We start from the raw sequence: 15,410 nt of genomic DNA, 5'->3' as shown, positions 1-15,410 counted from the left end.
ACCAACTCCGGGATCAATCGCTCCTCCATGACGGTCCTCCCAGACGTCTCCAGTGCCTGCGCGAGCTCGGGATCCCACGGGGACTCGGCTCGCGTATCGGTGGACTTCAACGCCTCGGAGTCACCACGGCCGAGAGCCGCACGATACGTGGCCGCATCCATCAGCCAGGGCGTCGCGCCGAACTCGGTGCATGCGCGACCGGTGGTGCGCAGCCCGGTCCAGTCGAAATCGCCGCGCCAGTACACCGTTCCGCGGGCTGTGCTCATCAACGTGCGGACTGCCTCCGACGGCTGCCCCTCGGTGCACACCAACGGTCTGCACTGCGCACCCAGTTCACGTTCGGCAGCCTGGAGGACGGTGGGATTCTCACACACGAACACCTCGCCCGCAGCCAACGTCGCATTCCATGCCCGCAGCTGTGCGAGCGTCCACACCTGATGGATCCCCGCATCCGCCGCGGCCCCGGAGATCGTCACCGCAGCGGCATGACCTTCGAGACGTACACCGAGGGTCAGGACGCGACTCGCCAGGCCGCTGTCGAGCACCCCGAACTGCTCCCACAGTGCAGCGCGCTCGGCACCGGTCGATGGTTCATCGACACCGCGGGCCGTCGCGAGAAGACGCAGCACCCATCGGCGTATGGGCGTGTCGGTCAGGGCTTTGGTATCGCCGAGCACCTGCTCGGCGAGCTCGACCGGTGACGCGCCCTCGGTGGGTAATGCCGCGAGAATGTGGGCGACGTCGCGCATCGTCCCCGACGTCAGGTCGGGTGCCGTGACCCGCGCGGCGTCGAGGAGCTCGAGCCACTGCCGATGCTCGGGTGCAGCCAGGATCGTGTGGATCTGTTCCCACGCCCGATCGATGGCGTCCTTCTTGGCGGACCGCTCGGCGGGTCGGTCGACGAGCGGTGACTCGGCGTCCAGCACGTCGAGCAGTGACCGACCACCGTTGGGGGGACGTCGCAGCCAGGAATCGAGAGATCGGATGTAGATGGGCACCTTGGTCGAGGTGCTGTGTACCTTGACTCTGCGCATCGCGAGCGCCAGCCGATACAGATCAGGAGTTTCCTCGGTGACCGGCACGGTGATCTTCCCGGTCACCTGAAGCCCGTTCCTCACGACATGTCGACGGGCCCTGTCGAGCACCGCACGCAGTTCGTTGCTACCGGCCCAGCCCATGAACCCTCCCGGAATCCCGTGCCGATCAGGCGAACTCGAACGCACCATCGAGCGGCTGCACCACCCGCCGCGTCCCCGGCGATCCCAGCGCCGTCGCCAGATCCGACCCGTCGTGCTCGGCCAGCAACTCGCCACCGGACCACACCAGCAGCGTGGCCGCGACGGTGTGCTCGGCCACCGAATGCGACAGATCGTAGTGCGCACACCCCGGCACTCCGCCGTAGGTGATCCACAGATCGAAACCGGTCATGAACAGGTCGAGATCGAATTGCACACACAGGCCCAGCAATTCGCTGCGCCCGGTATCGTCGACACCGGCGAACGCCTCATCGAGCGCCAGCAGCCGCGGCGCGTGCGGATCGGCCGAATCGAGCATCACATGCGCCGCCGCGAACAACGGCAGATGCAGCGACACCGACTGCTCACCACCGGACAACGCGGAATGCCGCGCCGGCGTCAACCGGTCCTCAGCGCCGTCGGCACCGATGAGGCTGAACGAGAACACCCGCCACCGCCGGTAATCGAGGGTCGACGCGAGGATCTCCGGGTACGACCGCTCCGGGTGCGCCGCCCGCTCCGCACGGATCCGCGACGCGAAATGCGCCCGGATCCCCGCCAGATCCTCCGGCGACAACGCCGACGCATCCCGATCGAGCAGCTTGCACACCGCCCGCGCCCGCTCGTCGAGATGATCGGCGAGCACCCAATGCACCCCGATCGTGGTGCCCGACGACATGTGCCGCTGCCGCATCTCGGTGCTCATCCGCCCGATCAGATCGCGGGCATCGACGGTGCGGTCGTGGATCTGCTGCGACAACCCCGTCAACAGGGCATCCTCGAGGATGCGACGCTCGGAGTCGGTGAGCAACGCCTCCTGCTCCTGCCGGGCCTGCGCGATGCGCGCCGCGAACCGCCCGACCGAGCTGTAGCCCTGCTCGTCCTGCACCTGCACCACCGTCACTCCATCGGGAGCATCCCAGGTCAGGCGATAGTCGCGTCCCCGCGCGAGCTCGGCATCGAAATCCTGCAGCGCCGACGTCAATGCCGATCCCGTCGACTTGCGAGCCGATTCCCCCGCCGACACCGACTGCGTCGCCGCCTCCAGCGACCGGAACAGCCCGGTCACCTCGACGGGCAGCACCTCGACGCCGTCACAGCCGGTGCCCGACTCCTGCCGGATCCGGTAGAGCACCTGCTCGACATCGAGCCACGCTGCCTCACTCGCCGGCCACACGTGCTCACTGTGCACCTCGAGCAACGCCACCAGGTCGCGGTGCGCGAACGGCGCCAGTGTGCGGGCATCGACGTGGCATTCCACCAGCGCCGACCGCAACGCCTGCTCCGCCGCGGTGTGCGCCGCTTCGGCCTTGCCGATCTGCTCGAGCGCCGACTGGAACGCATTCCGCGCCGCGCGCTCGGCCGCCTTCGCCGACTCGATTCGACCCCGCGCATCCTCGAGTTGTGCATCGATGCGCTCGGCGCTCGCCCCGATCGACACCCGCAACGTCTCGAGTCGCTGTTGTTGATGCGCCAGCGACTCCGCGGCCTCGAGAGACCGTTCGGCGGCCTCGTCCGCCGCAACCCGCGCCTCGTCGTGCCGAGACTGCGCCTCCCGCAGCCGTTCGGCGGCGTTCGCCTGATCACGCAGCGCCCGCAGCAGCGCCTGACCCTGCGCGCGGAAATGCCGGATCGCGGCGTCGAGGCTGTCCAACTCGGCGGCGGTGAGCGGGGTGCGGTGCCGCGCCGCAGCCGCCCGCAACTGCTGTTCCCTGGCCGCCGTATCGGCGATCGCCTGATCGAGATCCCGGTCGGCCGCCGCCGCCGATTCCTGCGCGGTCCGCAACGCACCCGCACACTCGGTGACCTTCCGCAGCGCCGCGAGCACCGCGCCGGTGCGGGGGAGCGCCTTCACCGCACGGTCGAGGGCAGAGAGCCGATCGCCGAGCGACTGCTCCTCCGCACGCAGGGTCTGCACCTCGGCGCGGAAGTCGGCGATGGTCGCCTCCAGTTCGGCGATGCGCCGCTGCCGACGCCGCGCCCGCGCCGTCGCCCCGATGAACTCGGCATGAAGCTTCACATGCCGGCCGAGCTGCACACCCTGCCGATAGCCGCCGCGCACATCCACCGCGACACCGGTGCCCGGCTCCGGCTCGGTCGTCAACGCGATCGACGCCAGCACCTCCGCGACCCGCGACTCCGGAACCGACGTATCCGATTCGGGCACAAGAACATCGGACAAGGTTCGGCCGGACGGCCGATGCTCGGGCGGTAACGCCACCAGGACCTGATCCGATTCGAGCTCCGGCACCTCACCGGCGGCCCCGACGAGCCACCCGTCGAGCAGATTCGCCGCCTGCAACGCCGCCTCGACACCCGCCGCCTCGTCCGCGGACACCTCGTCCCGGAACCGCACGAGCTGCCACAACGGAGCGCCGTCGAGGCCGTCCCGCGACCCGCAGCGCGCGGGGAACGGCGGGGGAGCGTCGTCCCGCTCCGCCGCCACCGCGGCACGTTCCTGCTCGAACTCGCCGATCCGCACCCCGAGCGCCTCGATCTCCGAACCCAGGGCACGCCGCCGGAACCGGATCTCCTCGACGACCGGGCCGGTGTGCTCGGCCAACGCCGCAGCCGGTGCGGTCGCGTCGTCCTCACCGACCGCACCGAACGCCGCATCGAGCGCCTCGAACACCGGCGTCGACAACCCCACCGCAGCAAAAGTATTCGTGTGCTCGGTCCACCAACGACGCACCTCGCTCGCCGACTCGCTGCGAGCCAACTCGACCACGGTCTCCGCGGCCTCCACCGCGGCCAGCGCCGTGTCGCGCTGACCACGGCTGCGCGTCGCCGCCGACTCCGCCCGCGTGCGCGCCGCGGCCGCCCCCTCGACCTTCGACAACGCGCTGCGCACCGCCCGCACATCGGCGTCGCGTTCCTCGGCGTTCGCCTCGATCACCGCCACCAGCCGATCCGTCCGATCGACGTGCTCCACACCCGACCACGTGATCGACGCATCCTCGGCCGCGGCCTGCATCGCCTCCTCGGTGCGGCGCCGCGTCGACGTCGCGGCCGTCACGATCTCCTCGGCGCGGGTCTGCTCGCCGATCCGGTCGGCGACCGCGGCCTGCGCCCGCCCGGCGTTCTCGGTCTGCGCGGAGGTGGTGCGCTCGAGATTCGCCACCACCGACGCGAGATCGTCGAGTTGCTGCTTACCCTCGTATGCGCTGGACCGCTGCAACGCATCGAGCGTGGTGCGGGCCTGTTCGTGCTCCCGCTCGGCCCCGACGAGCCGCTCCTCCGACTCGCTGCGCGCGACCGCGGCCTCCTGCTGGGTGGTGGCGGCCTGCCGCAACGCGAGCACTGCGGCGTCGACGGCCTCGAGCCGGCCCGACACCCGCTCGACCGCCACCCGCGCCTGCTGACGCACATACTTCGAATAGACAGTGACGAACCGCTGCGCTGCATCGTCGGCGGCTGCGAGCGACTCCAGTGTGCGGGCCACCTCCTCCATGTCGGAGAACGACCGGGCAGCCTCGACGACCAGCTCGTCGTCGAGCGGCCGTAAACCGTCGGTCAGGGCCTGCGACAGGCCCTTCGGATCGAGATTCTTCGCCAGCTGCGGACGCCGCAACGTCAGGATCAGATTGATCAACTGGTCGTAGCGCTGCGTGCCGAGCCCGAACATCCGCGCATCGATCGCCGCCCGGTACTCGATCGGACGCTCAGTGATCGCCTCGGCACCGACCTGCTCGATCAGCTGCTTCTTCGTCAGCGGCCGATCCTCGTCGTCCAGCAGCGAGAAGTCGACACCGACGCGGCCGTCCACCACGAAATGCCACCGGGTGACCTTGTCGTTGCCCTTGGTCGCGCGCATCCCGATCCCGACCGTCACCGCCTCCGGATCCTCGCGCTGCCCGCGGCTGAACTCCATCCACACATACGAATGCGCGCTCTCCTGCCCCTGGTACAGCAGATTCGAGCGCATGGTGCGTTCCTCACCGGCGAACGGGTTGAGCCGACGCGGCTCGATACGCCCGTCCAGCACGAACGGGAACAACACCTCCAGCGCTTTCGTCTTGCCGGAGCCGTTCGGGCCGCGCAGCACCAGACGACCATCCGCGAACGAGAACTCCTGGTCGCGGTAGTCCCACAGATTGATGATCCCGGCACGCGTCGGGCGAAAACGGGCGCTGCTCATGAGATCTCCGTGTCGATCGAATGGGGAACAGTGGACGCTGAGCTTCTGGAGGAATCGAGATCGCTGAACTCGGTTTCACCGGATGGTGGACCGTCCGGAGGGGACGAATCGGGAAACAGATCGATCTCCGGATCACGCTTGCGCACACTGACCGTCACACCGCGGAACCGCGCCAGCGCAGGCAACGCCACTACCCCGCCCGGCACCCGCACCACCAACCGCATCCGTGCGAGCCGCTCCGTCGCCGCCTGCGCAAGCCCCGCCGGATCCGCCTGCCACTGCGCGGCGAACGTCCGCCCATAGGTGTCGACGAGCCGCCCGATGGTGCCCGCAATCCACGAATCCTCAATCAGCGGATGCGTCGCCGGCCGCTCGGACGCGCCCTCGAACCGATCGACGAACTCACCCGGCATCGCCGACGCCAACGGCGTGAACAACCCCGCCCGCGGAATCGCACCATCGATCGCCGCCGCCAACGCATCATGCCCGCCCACGGGCAACGGCATCCGCTCCGGCACCGGAGCATCCGGATCCAACACCCGATCGCAGATCTCCCCGGCCAGCAGCAACGCCACCTGCGCGACCGTCCCCGTGTTCGGGAACCGTACATCCGACAACCGGCCCGATGTATCGACCAGCGCCACCCCCTCGGCGCGCCGCTCACACACCAGACCCGTCAACAACTCCACCGCATCGGTGGTGCGCGGCAACGCCAACTGCAGCGCCTCGTCGTCGGACAACTCCTCGGCGTAGACCACCGGCTGCTGCACCAGCGCGCGGCGCACCCGCCGCCGCACCTCACCCGTATCGCTGTGCGGCACAGACGAACCGAGCAGCGCCCGCACCGACGTCAGATGCTGCAACGCCCGCGGAGGACGGAACACCGCGGCCACCACCGCCCGATCGATGTCATACAGCGCCTCCCCGTGCCCCGGGTCGCTCACCCACCCACCCACATCACCATCGGCGAGCGCCAGCGCACCCCGCGCCGTCAACCACGCCACCGCATCGACGAACGCATCCCGATCCGCGGCCCGCTCGGTGTCGAGATCGACCCCCTCCACCCGGCTCGCATCCGACGCCACATGATCGGCCAACTCCGACAACGTGATCTGACCACCACCGCGACCCAACGCCGCGATCACCAACGCCAGATAGGCATACCGGCGACGATCGAACCGCCGATCCGTCGCCGTACTCGTACCCGCCCCTGGATCGAGTCGATCGGCGACCGTGAACAACCGCGCCGTGGTCTCGGTGACCTCGAGCCGATACCCGAACGTGGCGAGCAGATCCTCACGCAACTCCGTCGCCCACCGCCGCAGCGACGACAACGCCGACCGGTCCGGGAACGTCGTCGTCACCAGATGGTGCGTCAGGACCAGCCGTGCCGCACGCTGATACGAATCGAGATCGACCGACGCAATCGAACGCGCCTTCACCGCACCTCCACCGACAGATGATCCAAATACAGACTGCCCCGCACGGTGCGCACCACCATCGACTCCGCACTCGGCCGCAACGTGAGCGTCACCCCGTTCTGTGTCCCCGACGACCCCTCGCCGGGTCGCACCCGGCCACTGACCGGAACCCGCGCCGACAACGCCGCATCCAGCAGACTCAACAACACCTCGACTTCCGGCTCCGAGAGCTCCCGCTGCCGCACCCCACCGGCCACGAGCGATGTCGCGGCCTGCGCGCGGCGCCGCTGCGTCTCGAGTTGCTTCTCGCGGAGCCTGCGCACCCCGGCATCGTTGCGTTGGATCCGCCCGGGCGCCCCCGCCGCGGGCCGACGACCGGTTTCGGCGAGTGTGCGGGAGATCTCCACCGGCGGCGCCTCCCACCACGACCGGGTGACGGGAATGACGTCCGCGTCGGGATGCGGTATCGAGAAATGCCGGGGCCGGCCGAGATCGAACACGGCCCCGAACAGGGAGTGCGCGGCGTCCTCGGTGGGCGCGTTCGCGAACCACCCCGCCAGGTGCCGCAGTTGCGACTCGCGGCTGACGCCACCGCGCCGCTGCTCGGTCAGACGCCGCAACAGCGACAACACCGCCGAGATAGCATTGATCGTCGCGCCGCGCAGCCGCTCGGATTCGCTCGGCGCGGACCCCACACCGACGAACCAATGCTCGACGCCGCGCCACCGCATCCGCCAGTCGGCCTCACGTTCCTCGAACGAAAGCAGCACCCGCTCGTCGTGCTGCGCAGCCAACGTCGGCAGAGTATCGGCGCCGGTGGCATGCACACGATCGAGTGCCGCGGTGAGCTTCGGGGCGTAGCGGGCCAGATCGGAACTGAACTCACGCATGTGCGTGAGCAGCGCATCCTTCTGGTCGAGAAACACCTCCGGGGTGATCTCGGTGGTGCGCACCAGGTCGCCGAGCACCAGGTAGAAGCGGGCGGCGCGTTCGGCCATGTCCGACAATGTCGCGTCGAGCCGGCTCAATGTGCGGTAGACGAGTTCACCATCACCGGCTGCGTTCGCATCGGCGAGTTCGGTGAGGTCGGCGAGCAGATCCGCCAGCGCCAACCGGGACAGGGACACATCGTCCCCGCGCGCCGAGAGCACATCCTCGACCGCGCGGAACGCCCGGTAGCCGGCCTGCCCGAACTGATAGACGTAGTGGCGGTTGCGGTACTCGGCGAGTGTCGCGGCGCGGGTGCCGTCGTAGCTGCGTTCGAGCACGCCCCACGCGTGGAGCTGCTCGAGCAGCGCCGGAATGTCGGCGGCCTCCGGTACGTCGCCGGCACCGTCTGCGGCGATGCGGTGCAGGACGATCTCGACGTCCCCGGCGTGCAGCAGCACCGAGTAGTTGCCGCGCGCGTGGTCGAATGCGCGCAGAACCCACAGGTAGTGGGTGCGTTTCTCGGCGGTCGCGAACGAGAACAACCGCAGCCGGTCGTCCCGCACCAGCGGGTCCTCGACCGCCCCGACGTGGGATCGACCTGTTTCGTTCACTGTGACAGGGTAGGCGGACCACGGCCTCGGGTCCGCATCACCCACGGTCCGTGTCGGCCACCGGCATGTGCGTCCGGTATCTACAGTGGGCACCGACCCCGAGGAGAGCCGACCGCCGAGCGCGGTTGCACCGTCGAATACTGGAGGACACGTTGCCGAGTGTGCCGAGCCGTCTGCTGCCCTCAGTGATCAAGGCGATGCGCCGAAACCGCAACTACCTCGACCCGGTCACAGCCCGGGAACATCTCCGGGAAGTCTCGCTCCGACCCCGCCCCTACGGACCGCCGGCCCGACTGCGCCGCGACGTGACCGTGACGATCGACCGCAGCGGACAGTGGCCGATCTACACGATTGTCCCCGCGGCGGGAGAGCCTCACGGCAATACCGTGTACGTCCACGGCGGGGGATGGGTCAACGAAATCGTGTCGCAACACTGGCATCTCGCCGCGCAGATCGCGGCGGAGGCGCAGACGACCGTCACCGTGCCGATCTATCCGTTGGTGCCGTTCGGCAGCGCCGGGCAGGTCGTCCCCGCGATCGCCGAACTCGTCCTGGCCAACCACGACCTGTACGGCACCGTGTGCCTGGCCGGCGACTCTGCGGGCGGTCAGATCGCCCTGTCTGCTGCCATCGCGCTGCGCGACGAGCGCGCGCCGACGATGGCACGCACGGTGCTCATCTCCGCGGCACTCGACCTGTCCCTGTCCAACCCCGAGATCGACGTCGTCCAACCCACCGATCCGTGGCTCGCCCGCGAAGGCACCCGTGTGTTCATCGACCATTGGCGTCGCGACCTTGCCCTCGACCACCCGTGGGTCAGCCCACTCGCCGCCGACCTGCACGGCCTCGGACCACTCACCGTGTTCATCGGCACCCGCGACATCACCTACCCCGACACTCGCCTGCTCGTGGAGAAGGCAACGACGGCAGGGGTCGCCGTCGACTATCACGAAGGCGACGGGCTCCTGCACGTCTACCCGCTCACCCCCACTCCCGAGGGACGAGTCGCCCGCGGCATCATCGTCGACCGACTTCGAGCACGATGATCTGTGGAGCCGTGATCGTCTCCCACAGCCGACGTACACCCCACGCCTGATCTACCAGGGACAGTTGGTGTCGGAAATGACGGTAGGCGTACCGAAATATTGGACACCAACCGTCGGATCGAGCACCAACTGACGTGGATTGTCCAGATCGGACCTACTGGCTGAGACTTCCCCGTCCCCCTTTCACGTTATACACGATCGACGCCGCTCATGAGACCCCGAAAATTGGTTCATACTCGCCTCTCACATGCCGACGCCACAGGTGAGGAGCAGCGAAATGGGTTACGTGCTCGACTTCGACGAGATCGACCGCACGGAAAGTGCACGGGTCGGAGGTAAAGGAGCGAACCTCGGAGAACTGGCACGAATCGACGGCACACAGGTCCCCGAAGGATTCTGCGTGACAACGGATACCTTCCGTCGGGTCATCGCAGACACACACCGAATCGACGCGCTGATCGACCGGCTCGCAGGGCTGGACGACAACGACCGCGAACAGATCAGCGCCGCGAGTGCCGAGATCCGCCGCGCGATCGAAGCGTGCGAGATCCCCGACACGGTGGCGACGGCGATCGTCGGCGCGCACGCTGCACTCGGCGAACACGCCGCATATGCCGTGCGATCGAGCGCAACCGCCGAGGACCTACCCCATGCCTCGTTCGCCGGTCAACAGGACACCTACCTCAACGTCATCGGAGCGCAGGAAATCCTCCGGCACATCAGCCGCTGCTGGGCGTCGTTGTTCACCGAACGCGCCGTCACCTACCGGCTGCGGAACCGCTTCGACCACCGCACGATCAGCATGGCGGTCATCGTGCAACGCATGGTGTTCCCCCACGCGTCCGGAATCCTGTTCACCGCCGACCCCGTCACCTCCGATCGCACCGTGGTCTCCATCGACGCCGGATTCGGATTCGGTGAAGCGCTCGTATCCGGCCTCGTCAACGCAGACGTCTACACAGTGCGCGACGGAGACGTCACGGACAGGACAGTGGCAAGGAAAGAACTCGCGGTCGAGGCCGATCCGGCCGGCGGAACGACAGTCCGCACCCTCGAATCGGCACAGCAGACCCGGCCGGTGCTGACCGATGCGCAGGCAGTACGCCTCGCGCAACTCGGGCGCGACATCGAAGCCCACTTCGGACGCCCCCAGGACATCGAATGGTGCCTCGCCGACGACGAATTCCGGATCGTCCAGAGCCGGCCCATCACCACACTGTTCCCGATCCCCGAAGCCGCCGACGACGCCAACCGTGTATACGTGTCGGTCGGCCACCAGCAGATGATGACCGACGCCATCACACCGCTGGGGCTGTCCGTATGGCAGATGACGAGCACGGCACCCATGCGCGACGCAGGAGGTCGGCTGTTCGTCGACGTCACCGAACGATTGGTATCGCCCACGGCGAGCGCCGAGCTGGTGGCGGCCCTCGGCAACTCCGAACCGCTCGTCGGCGACGCCCTGCGCACCATCGTCGAACGCGGCTTCGTCCGGACCGTCCCGGATGTGCACTCCGACGGGGCACCGACTGCCGGTACCCCGCCCGCCCCGATCGAGACCGACGACGCACTCGTCACCGAACTGATCGCAGACAGCGAAGCCTCCACCGCAGAGTTGGCCCGCGACATCCGAACCCGAACCGGCCTTGCGCTCCTCGACCTCATCGAGAACGACATCCAGGAACTCCGTCGGATCCTGTTCGGGCCGAAGAGCTATCGGGCGATCATGGCGTCCTTGGACGGTGCGACCTGGCTCCGCGACCACCTCGACGGCTGGCTGGGGGAGAGCAACGCCATCGACGCCCTGACACAATCCGTTCCCCACAACATCACCTCCGAAATGGGTCTCGATCTGCTCGATGTCGCCGACGCGATCCGGCCGCACCCCGAGGCCGTCGCGTACCTCCGCCGTGTCGAGGACGCGGGAATCGACGACGCGCACTTCCTCGACGCGCTGGCGATGGTGCCCGGCGGACGAGAAGCCCGCGAGGCCATCGACTCGTACCTCGACAAGTACGGGATGCGCTGCGTCGGCGAGATCGACATCACCAGGCCTCGATGGCGCGAACAGCCCACCGACCTCGTCCCGGCACTCCTGGCCAACATCGCGAACTTCGAACCGGGTGCCGCCCGCCGACGTTTCGACGACGGCCTGCGCGCGGCGCGACAGAAGGAACACGAGATACTCGCGCGGCTCCGTGCTCTGCCGGACGGGGCCCGCAAGGCGGACGAGATCAAGGCGATGATCGACCGGGTCCGCACCTTCGCGGGGTACCGCGAATATCCGAAGTACGGAATGGTCTGTCGCTACTTCATCTACAAACAGGCCCTCCTCGGCGAAGCCGAACGCCTCGCCCGGGTCGGGGCGCTTCGGCGAGCAGACGACCTCTTCTTCCTGCGCTTCGATGAACTCCGTGAGGTCGTGCGCACCCACCACGTCTCCGATGAGATCCTCCGCGCCCGCAAAGAGGAGTTCCGCTCGTTTCAAGCGCTCACACCGCCGCGCGTGCTCACCTCGGACGGCGAGATCGTCACCGGCGTGTATCGCCGCGAAGATCTTCCCGTAGGTGCACTACCCGGCCTGGCGGTGTCGACGGGGATCGTCGAAGGGCGCGCCCGCGTGGTGCCCGACATCGGGCAGGCCGACCTCGAAGCGGGCGACATCCTGGTCACCGCCTACACCGACCCCAGTTGGACGCCGCTGTTCGTCACGATCGCGGGTCTGGTCACCGAGGTGGGCGGACTGATGACACACGGTGCTGTGATCGCGAGGGAATACGGACTGCCCGCGGTCGTCGCGGTGCCGGACGCCACCGTCTCGATCCGCGACGGCCAACGGATTCGCGTCAACGGAACGGACGGGTACGTCGAAATCCTCGCCGAGCAAATGTGACACACAACGCCCAGCAGCGCCAGGCGCCGCGGATACCTCGATACTGAGTCGATGCCGACACCCCGGAGACGCGTCGCGGCCTACGTGATCCGCCACCGCACAGGGCCAGGGCGAGCGGAGCGACGGGGGATTCGGTCAGAGCTGCTCGTGTTCGACCACCTCGATGTCCCCGACGCGGGTACTCAAATCCCCGCCGGGGGCATCCGGGCCGGCGAACATCCGTACACAGCTGCGCTTCGTGAGGTCACCGAAGAAACCGGGCTCGACCGCTGCACGGTGATCGGGGCGGTCGGCGTCGATCACCGACCGCACCCGATCACCGGGCAACCCCGCCACACCCACCTCCTGCACCTCCGCGCCCCCGAGGACAGCCACGACTCCTGGATCCACACCGTCCGCGGCGACGACACCGACGCCGGCCTACGGTTCGCCTGCCGCTTCGTGCCGCTACCACTGTCCGGCCCGCTCGCCGACGAGCAGGATCTGTTCCTCGGGCAGGTCGATGCGGACTGGATGACTCTGACCCGCAGATAACCGGACCCGCCGACAACCGCCGACACACGCACCGACCGGAGCCGACCAGAAACCGCCGCAGCAATGGCAGGATCAGATCTGTGAGTTCCGCGAACCTGTCCCGAGCCGAAACATCCGCGCGCGCCCGCGCTCTCGACGTGCACTCCTACCATGTCGAACTCGACCTGCGCGGCGCCGTCGACCCGGATCGCACCGGGTTCCCCACGGTGACCACCGTCGAGTTCACTGCGTCCACACCGGAGACCTGGCTCGATTTCCTCGGTGACTCGGTCGAATCCGTCACCGTCAACGGCGACCTGACCCCCGTCGCCTACGACGGCGCACGGATCACCATCAGCGGACTCCGTGAGATCAACGTCGTCACGATCGTCGCCACCGGTCGCTACAGCAGATCGGGGGAGGGCCTGCACCGCTTCCACGACCCGGTCGACGGCGAAACCTACCTCTACACCCAATACGAACCGGCCGACGCGCGCCGCGTGTTCGCCTGCTTCGAACAACCCGACCTCAAAGGCGCGCACACGTTCGTCGTCACCGCACCCGCACACTGGCAGGTCATCTCGAACCAAACCGTCGACCACCGCCAGCGGGGCGGCGACAACCAGACCGTGACGTTCGCCCCGACGCTGCCGATCTCCACCTACATCACCGCCATCGTCGCCGGGCCCTACCATCGCGTCGACTCATCCTGGGCCAGGGGAGAGGCCACCGTGCCGCTGCGCGTGCTGTGCCGCGCCTCCCTCGCCGAACACCTCGACGCCGACGAGATCCTCCAGGTCACCACCGAGGGCCTCGACTTCTACACCGAACATTTCGACTACCCGTACCCGTTCGGCAAGTACGACCAGGTGTTCGTCCCCGAATACAACCTCGGCGCCATGGAGAACCCCGGCTGCGTCACCTTCACCGAGGCCTACGTCTTCCGCGGCGCCGCCACCGAAGCCCAGTACCAGGCCCGCGCCAACACGATCCTGCACGAGATGGCACACATGTGGTTCGGCGACCTCGTCACCATGAAATGGTGGGACGACCTGTGGCTCAAGGAAAGTTTCGCCGACTATATGGGTTCACTCGTGAGCGCCGAAGCCACGAAGTACACCGATGCCTGGGTTGCTTTCGCCAACCGCCGCAAAGCCTGGGCGTACCTGCAGGACCAACTCCCCACTACCCACCCGATCGTCGCCGACATCGTCGACCTCGAAGCTGCCAAACTCAACTTCGACGGCATCACCTACGCGAAAGGTGCCAGCGTCCTCAAACAACTCGTCGCCTACGTCGGCCGCGACGCCTTCTTCGAAGGAGCCCGCCGCTACTTCCGCGCACACGCCTACGGCAACACCACCCTCGCCGACCTACTCACCGAACTGTCCGCCACCTCCGGCCGCGACCTCACCGCATGGGCGCACGCGTGGCTGCAGACCACCGGTGTGTCCACATTGGCCCTCGAACCCACCGGTGACGCCCGATACGCCATCGTGCAGACCGACCCGAGACCACATCGGCTCGCCATCGGCTGCTACGACCACAACCCCGCCGGCGACCTCATCCGCACCCACCGCGCCGAAATCGACATCGACGACGCCCACACCGCCATCGACCTGCCCGACGCACCCCTGATCCTGCTCAACGACAACGACCTCACGTACGCCAAGATCCGCCTCGACGAACGCTCGCTGACCACCGTCGAATCCTCACTCGACCGCGTCCGCGACCCCCTCGCACGCGGCCTGATCTGGTCGGCGCTGTGGAACGCCACCCGCGACGGTGAACTCGCCGCCAGCCGCTACATTGCCATGGCACAAAGATTCTCGACGAACGAACCGAACCTCGCGCTGCTCACCGCGGTCCTCGCCAACGCGCCCGCCGCCATCGAGCACTACCTCCCCGCTGCTATCCGGCCCCACGCGCGCGCGGCGTGGCTCGACGCAATGTGGCGCGGACTCGGCAGCGCCGCCCCCGGCAGCGGTGCCCAACTCGCCTTCGCCCGCGCAGTCGGCGCTGCCGCCGCGATGGACGCCCACCGCGCCGCGGACCTCCGAGCGATCCTCGACGGCGCCACACCCGCACCGTCCGGGCTCGCACTCGACGCCGACCTGCGATGGGCTTGGTGGACAGCACTGACCACTACCGGATATGCCGACAAGCCCGACCTCGACGACGAACTGCGCCGCGACGACACCGCCACCGGCCGCACAGCACATCTGCGGGCCATGACTGCGCGCCCGCGCGCAGAGGTCAAAGCCCACGCGTGGGCGACGATTTGTGCAGACCGCACTCTCACCAACGACCACCTCGACGCCACCATCGGTGGCTTCCGCGCCGGTGCGCGCCGCGACCTCACCGGCCCCTACGACAGCGACTACTTCGCACTCCTGCGAGACACCTGGTCCGAACGCAGCATCGAGATCGCACGCCGCGTTGTCCTCGGACTGTTTCCCGCGACAGACACCCTCGAGCAGGTGGACACGTGGCTCGCCGCGAACACAGACGCCCCCGGTGCACTGCGCCGCCTCGTCGTCGAACAACGCGACCACCTCGCCCGCGACCTGCGCGTCCAACAGATCAACGAAGCCTGACCGATCCCATGAGCACCGAACACGTT

At 68.1% G+C, this 15,410-nt stretch carries 7 protein-coding genes and 1 pseudogene; 4 read left to right on the top strand and 4 right to left on the bottom strand.

Annotated features, from left to right (window positions below):
• Positions 1–8 precede the first annotated feature (8 nt).
• The 4 genes and pseudogenes from ACZI8W_RS08250 to ACZI8W_RS08235 all read right to left on the bottom strand — a co-directional run.
• Positions 9–1,034, bottom strand: a pseudogene (locus tag ACZI8W_RS08250) (DUF2399 domain-containing protein); the annotation flags it as partial.
• Between the two features lie 169 nt (positions 1,035–1,203).
• Positions 1,204–5,373 carry a TIGR02680 family protein gene (locus ACZI8W_RS08245; protein ID WP_463368008.1) on the bottom strand — a complete coding sequence of 1,390 codons (4,170 nt, stop codon included), beginning with the start codon at positions 5,371–5,373 and terminating at the stop codon, positions 1,204–1,206.
• Positions 5,370–6,815 (bottom strand): TIGR02678 family protein, encoded by a 1,446-nt coding sequence (locus ACZI8W_RS08240; protein ID WP_463368007.1) that lies wholly within the window; start codon positions 6,813–6,815, stop codon positions 5,370–5,372. Before ACZI8W_RS08240 ends, ACZI8W_RS08245 begins: the two co-directional genes overlap by 4 nt.
• Positions 6,812–8,272: a TIGR02677 family protein gene (locus ACZI8W_RS08235; RefSeq protein WP_463368075.1), complete on the bottom strand. Its 1,461-nt coding sequence runs from the start codon at positions 8,270–8,272 to the stop codon at positions 6,812–6,814. The genes ACZI8W_RS08240 and ACZI8W_RS08235 overlap by 4 nt, the downstream gene beginning before the upstream one ends.
• 224 nt (positions 8,273–8,496) lie before the next feature.
• On the opposite strand from ACZI8W_RS08235, the gene ACZI8W_RS08230 reads away from it, so the two are divergent.
• The 4 genes from ACZI8W_RS08230 to pepN all read left to right on the top strand — a co-directional run bounded on the left by ACZI8W_RS08230 (position 8,497) and on the right by pepN (position 15,384).
• Positions 8,497–9,381 (top strand): alpha/beta hydrolase fold domain-containing protein, encoded by an 885-nt coding sequence (locus tag ACZI8W_RS08230; protein WP_463368006.1) that lies wholly within the window; start codon positions 8,497–8,499, stop codon positions 9,379–9,381.
• Between the two features lie 277 nt (positions 9,382–9,658).
• Positions 9,659–12,274: a rifamycin-inactivating phosphotransferase gene (gene rph, locus ACZI8W_RS08225; RefSeq protein WP_463368005.1), complete on the top strand. Its 2,616-nt coding sequence runs from the start codon at positions 9,659–9,661 to the stop codon at positions 12,272–12,274.
• A gap of 51 nt (positions 12,275–12,325) precedes the next feature.
• Positions 12,326–12,808 (top strand): NUDIX hydrolase, encoded by a 483-nt coding sequence (locus tag ACZI8W_RS08220; protein ID WP_463368004.1) that lies wholly within the window; start codon positions 12,326–12,328, stop codon positions 12,806–12,808.
• Positions 12,809–12,888: 80 nt separating this feature from the next.
• Positions 12,889–15,384, top strand: coding sequence for an aminopeptidase N (pepN, locus tag ACZI8W_RS08215; protein WP_463368003.1), 2,496 nt, complete (start codon positions 12,889–12,891; stop codon positions 15,382–15,384).
• Positions 15,385–15,410 lie beyond the last annotated feature (26 nt).

The sequence above is a fragment of the Rhodococcus ruitaii genome (genome assembly GCF_055230935.1).
This window is presented reverse-complemented; position numbering and strand designations above follow the sequence as displayed.